Here is a 508-nt window from a genome sequence, read left to right on the forward strand (position 1 = left end):
CTGGTTCCCGCCGTCTCCGAGGCCGAGCAACGGGTGCGTGAGGATCTCGCCGCCGCATACCGCCTGGTCGCCCTGTACGGCATGGACGACAGCATCTACACCCATATCTCGGCCCGGGTGCCGGGTACCGAGGACCGCTTCCTGATCAACCCGTTCGGGATGCTGTTCCGGGATATCACCGCGTCCTCGCTGGTGTGCATCGACCTGGACGGGAACATCATCAGCGGCCCGGCTGGGCAAGACGTCAACCCGGCGGGCTTCACCATCCACAGCGCGGTGCATGCCGCCCGGCATGACGCCGTGTGCGTGCTGCATACGCATACCGTGGCGGGCGTGGCCGTATCGTCGCTGGCCTGCGGCCTGCAGCCGTCCAACCAATGGGCGCTGCAGTTCCATGACCGTGTGTCGTACCACGACTTCGAGGGCATTGCGCTCGACCATGAGGAGCGCGTGCGCCTGGTGGCCGATCTCGGCCCGGACAAGCGGGCCCTGATCCTGCGCAATCACG

1 protein-coding gene is annotated in these 508 nt (G+C 66.9%); it reads left to right on the forward strand.

What is annotated here, in order from left to right; all coding sequences use genetic code 11:
• Nucleotides 1–508: class II aldolase/adducin family protein (locus OR16_RS39060; RefSeq protein ID WP_006165035.1), on the forward strand; the 508-nt coding region annotated here is incomplete at its 3' end.

Origin of the sequence: Cupriavidus basilensis OR16 (assembly GCF_000243095.1) — a bacterium.
Classification (GTDB): domain Bacteria; phylum Pseudomonadota; class Gammaproteobacteria; order Burkholderiales; family Burkholderiaceae; genus Cupriavidus; species Cupriavidus basilensis_D.